Raw genomic sequence first — 3,542 nt, 5'->3', positions numbered from 1 at the left:
GCGCCACCATGACGGAGATGTTCGCGAATCTGCTCAAACGCATCCGGGAACAGGGCTTCGCGGTGGCCCGCCTGGAGGACTACATCCAGCCGCCGGCCGGAAACTGAACCGAGCAGAAATCAGTGTGCTTGGTCACCGTGGCGCTCTTTCGGCCTGGGGACACGGGCCACGCAGTACCATCTCGTAGTTCTGCGAGAAATCTTGAACCCGGATCCGATCGGGCATCCGGCGACATTCGCCCCCCCAAGGACGGTGTCTCGGGAGGAGAGGTTCACTCCCCCACCGGAAAATCGAGTTAAAGGCCAAGGAAAGCCCCGGGTAAGCCCTCGCAACAAAGCAAGGGTCCGAAACGGGCGGAAAGCGCAGGCAGGAAGCAACCCATGGGTCTCACGAGCAACAAAGTGCTGGTGCTGGCGATTCTGGTCGCCGCCGTGCTGTTCGGCAGTACGGTGTGGCTGTGGCCGCGCCTCGCCCGGCAGACCTGGCGTACCGTCAGCGGACGGATCGGTCTCATGCTGAGCACCCAGTTGGCCCTCATCGCCTCCATGGGGCTCGCCGCCAACCAGTCCTTCGGTTTCTACGCCAGCTGGGCGGACCTGTTCGGCCAGGAGACCGGCCAGGGCGTGGTCGTCGACCACATGGCGGGCGGCAACAGCCCCGTCCAAGTGGTCTCCGCGTCCCGCGTCATCGGGGTGAGCAGTCCGCTGCCGCAGGTGGCGGGGCAGGTTCAGAAGGTCGACATCCTCGGCCGTACGACCCACATCGCGGCGCCCGCGTTCGTCTACCTGCCGCCTGAGTACTTCCAGCCGCAGAACCAGGGACGCAAGTTCCCGGTGTCCGTCGTCCTCACGGGATACCCCGGCACCGCCGAGGCACTGGTGAACAAGCTGCATTACCCGAGCACGGCGCAGCAGCTGGCCAAGAGCGGCAAGATGCAGCCGATGATCCTGGTGATGCTGCGGCCGACCGTGGCGCCGCCGCGGGACACCGAGTGCGTGGACGTCCCCGGCGGCCCGCAGACCGAGACCTTCTTCGCCAAGGACCTGCGCGACTCGGTCATGGCCCACTACCGGGTCGACAAGACGCCCGCCAGCTGGGGCATCGTCGGCGACTCGACAGGCGGCTACTGCGCGCTGAAGATCGCCATGCACCACCCGGGGTCGTACGCGGCCGCCGCGGGCCTGTCGCCGTACTACAAGGCGCCGATCGACCCCACCACCGGGGACCTCTTCCACGGCGACAAGAACCTGCAGAACCGTGCCAACCTCTTCTGGGCGATCAAGCATCTGCCGGCGCCGGAAACGTCACTGCTCGTCACCAGCAGCAAGGTCGGTGAGCACAATTACAAGGACACGCTCAAATTCATCAAGAGCGTGCAGAACTCGAACGTGACCAGGGTTTCGTCGATCATCCTTCCGAGCGGCGGACACAACTTCACCACCTGGAAGCGGGAGATCCCGCCGATGCTGCAGTGGATAAGCCAGCGACTGGTCGCACACTAAGGTCTGAACCCTGCGGGCGCTCGAACGCCAGGCGTCCGGTCTCCCGGTTCGCCATGTTCGGAGGGATCGTGTGCGCGACGCTCGGCGTACGGTCCCCAGGAGGGGGCCGCCGCTGAGTGTCTCCCAGGTCGGCGAAGGCGTCAGGCGACGACGGGGAGCAGACGCCCTCCCCAGCGCATGCCCTCTCGCTGCGGACTCGAGCGTTTCCCCACCTCGTCCAGCACCCCGGAGCAGGGTGTCCCGGGAGAGAGAGGACGCAGCCCTTGCACGCCGATTGACCGCCGGTTCACTCGCCGGTTCATGCCTGGAACTCGGTGAGATCGATGGCGTGAACCCGCAGCGGGTAGCCGTACACCGGGTGTGCCGTCTCCCGCTCGGGCACCATGCCGAGCTTGCGGATGACGTTCTCGGAGGCGTTGTCCCCCACCCGGCTGATGCTGATGACGCGGTCCAGGCCGCGGTCCTGGAGAGCGAACTCCAGCGTGGCGTGGGCGGCCTCGGACGCGTATCCCTGGCCCCAGAACTGTGAGCCGAGCCGCCAGCTGATCGCCACGGCGGGCATCACCTCCGGCAGGAACTCGGGCACGGACAGTCCCGTGAAGCCGATCAGTTCGCCCGAGGCCAGCAACTCGACGGCGAAGAGTCCGAAGCCCTCCTCGTCCCACTCCTCCTCCCACCGCTCGATGTCCTCGGCCGTGCGGTCCAGGTCGCGCACCGAGCCGTCGTCGATCCAGCGCATGACCCTGGGGTCCGCGTTGATGTCAGCCATCGGCGCGAGGTCGTCGTCGTGCCAGCTGCGGAGGAGAAGACGGGGTGTGCGGATCTCGGTCATGCGTCCATCCTGCCGAACGCGACGGCCTCATCGGTAATCCGGCACCGCCCGCGCTTCCGCTGCTACTCCGACCTCACCCAACCACCGTAGAAGTGGTGGAAGGTGGTGGCGCGTCACTGGTCGACGAGCCGTCAGAAGTCGTACGGCTTCTCGGTGCTCCAGTTCAGCACATCGGCCTCGCTCCAGCTGAACTGCGGCTTCTGGCCCTTGGTGTCGACCGAGTAGAAGGGGCCGTTGTGACCGTCCGCGCCGCGCAGCGCGATGGCGAACGAGTGTGCCGTGTGGTTCTTCGAGCCGTAGTCGAAGAGGTTCACCGCGCTGTACACCTTGCCTCCGGGCCGGAGCGTGATGTGCTTGTCGCCGCCCGGGTTGTCCTTCTTCGAGTGCGGCAGTGCGGCGCCATCGACGTCCTCGCCGAGCTTCACGGCCGGGTACGAGGTGACCCAGCATGCCTTGGCGCTCTTGTTCGACGCGGTGACCAGCAGGTGGTCGCCCTGCTGACCGGCGAACCGGTGCACCGCGGTGACCAGCATCTCGTCTCCCCGGCACTGCTGGGCGCCGGCCGTTGTGCTCTTGCTCGCGGCCCCGCCCGTCCCGCCCGAGGCGGTCGCCGAGGTCGCCCCCTCCTTGCTGCCCTTGCCGTCCCCGTTGGACGCGGACAGGCTCTGCGCGGTACCGGCGGCGGGATCGCCGCCCGCCGCCTTGGAGCCGTTGTCGGTGCCGCCGCAGGCGGTCAGGCCCAGCGCCAGCGCGGCGGTGACGGCGGCCAGGGCGGCGGAACGGGCGGTACGGCGGGCACGTCGCGTGGTCATGATGAAAACTCCCCCATGGTCTGCCAGGACGCGGCACCTCCCCCTGCTCCCGCAGGGCGGCCGGCCGCATCGGCTGTTTCGTCGCACCCCATGAGATGACGCCGGGGTGGGCGTTGTTCCCCCGGGTTTGTCCGCAATCGGTAACAAGGCAACTGGGCGCAGGCACAACAGTGTTCACACCGTGCCCCTCAGCGGTGCAGCGCCTCCGGCTGCTGCGGCACAGGCAGGCCATCAGGCGGTGGGGTGCTCCTGTCAGGCGGCGTCGCTCTTCTTACGGTGGCGTCCGCCGCGCGCGGGTGTGTCGATGAGGTCCTCACGGCTCCACTCGTCGGCTCCGTCGGGCAGGCGCCTCATCTGCCGGCCGGGTTCACCAAGACGTTCACCAGCCGTTTCGTC

The 3,542-nt window shown here is 67.6% G+C and carries 3 protein-coding genes and 1 pseudogene; 2 read left to right on the top strand and 2 right to left on the bottom strand.

The features are described from left to right. Together ACWEN3_RS43635 and ACWEN3_RS43630 are read left to right on the top strand one after the other, a co-directional pair. Positions 1-107, top strand: a pseudogene (locus ACWEN3_RS43635) (polysaccharide deacetylase family protein); the annotation flags it as partial. 273 nt (positions 108-380) lie between these two features. Next, positions 381-1,502: an alpha/beta hydrolase gene (locus ACWEN3_RS43630; protein WP_452983454.1), complete on the top strand. Its 1,122-nt coding sequence runs from the start codon at positions 381-383 to the stop codon at positions 1,500-1,502. Positions 1,503-1,800: 298 nt separating this feature from the next. Here ACWEN3_RS43630 and ACWEN3_RS43625 read toward each other — a convergent pair whose 3' ends face one another. Both ACWEN3_RS43625 and ACWEN3_RS43620 read right to left on the bottom strand, forming a co-directional pair. Next, entirely contained in the window at positions 1,801-2,334 is a 534-nt protein-coding gene (locus ACWEN3_RS43625) for a GNAT family N-acetyltransferase (RefSeq protein ID WP_452983451.1), read from the bottom strand. 131 nt (positions 2,335-2,465) lie between these two features. Further along, positions 2,466-3,146, bottom strand: coding sequence for a DUF4232 domain-containing protein (locus ACWEN3_RS43620; RefSeq protein ID WP_452983448.1), 681 nt, complete (start codon positions 3,144-3,146; stop codon positions 2,466-2,468). Positions 3,147-3,542 lie beyond the last annotated feature (396 nt).

Source organism: Streptomyces sp. NPDC004561 (assembly GCF_053602155.1).
Note: the sequence above shows the minus strand (reverse complement) of the source record. Positions and strands in the feature narration are given on the sequence as shown.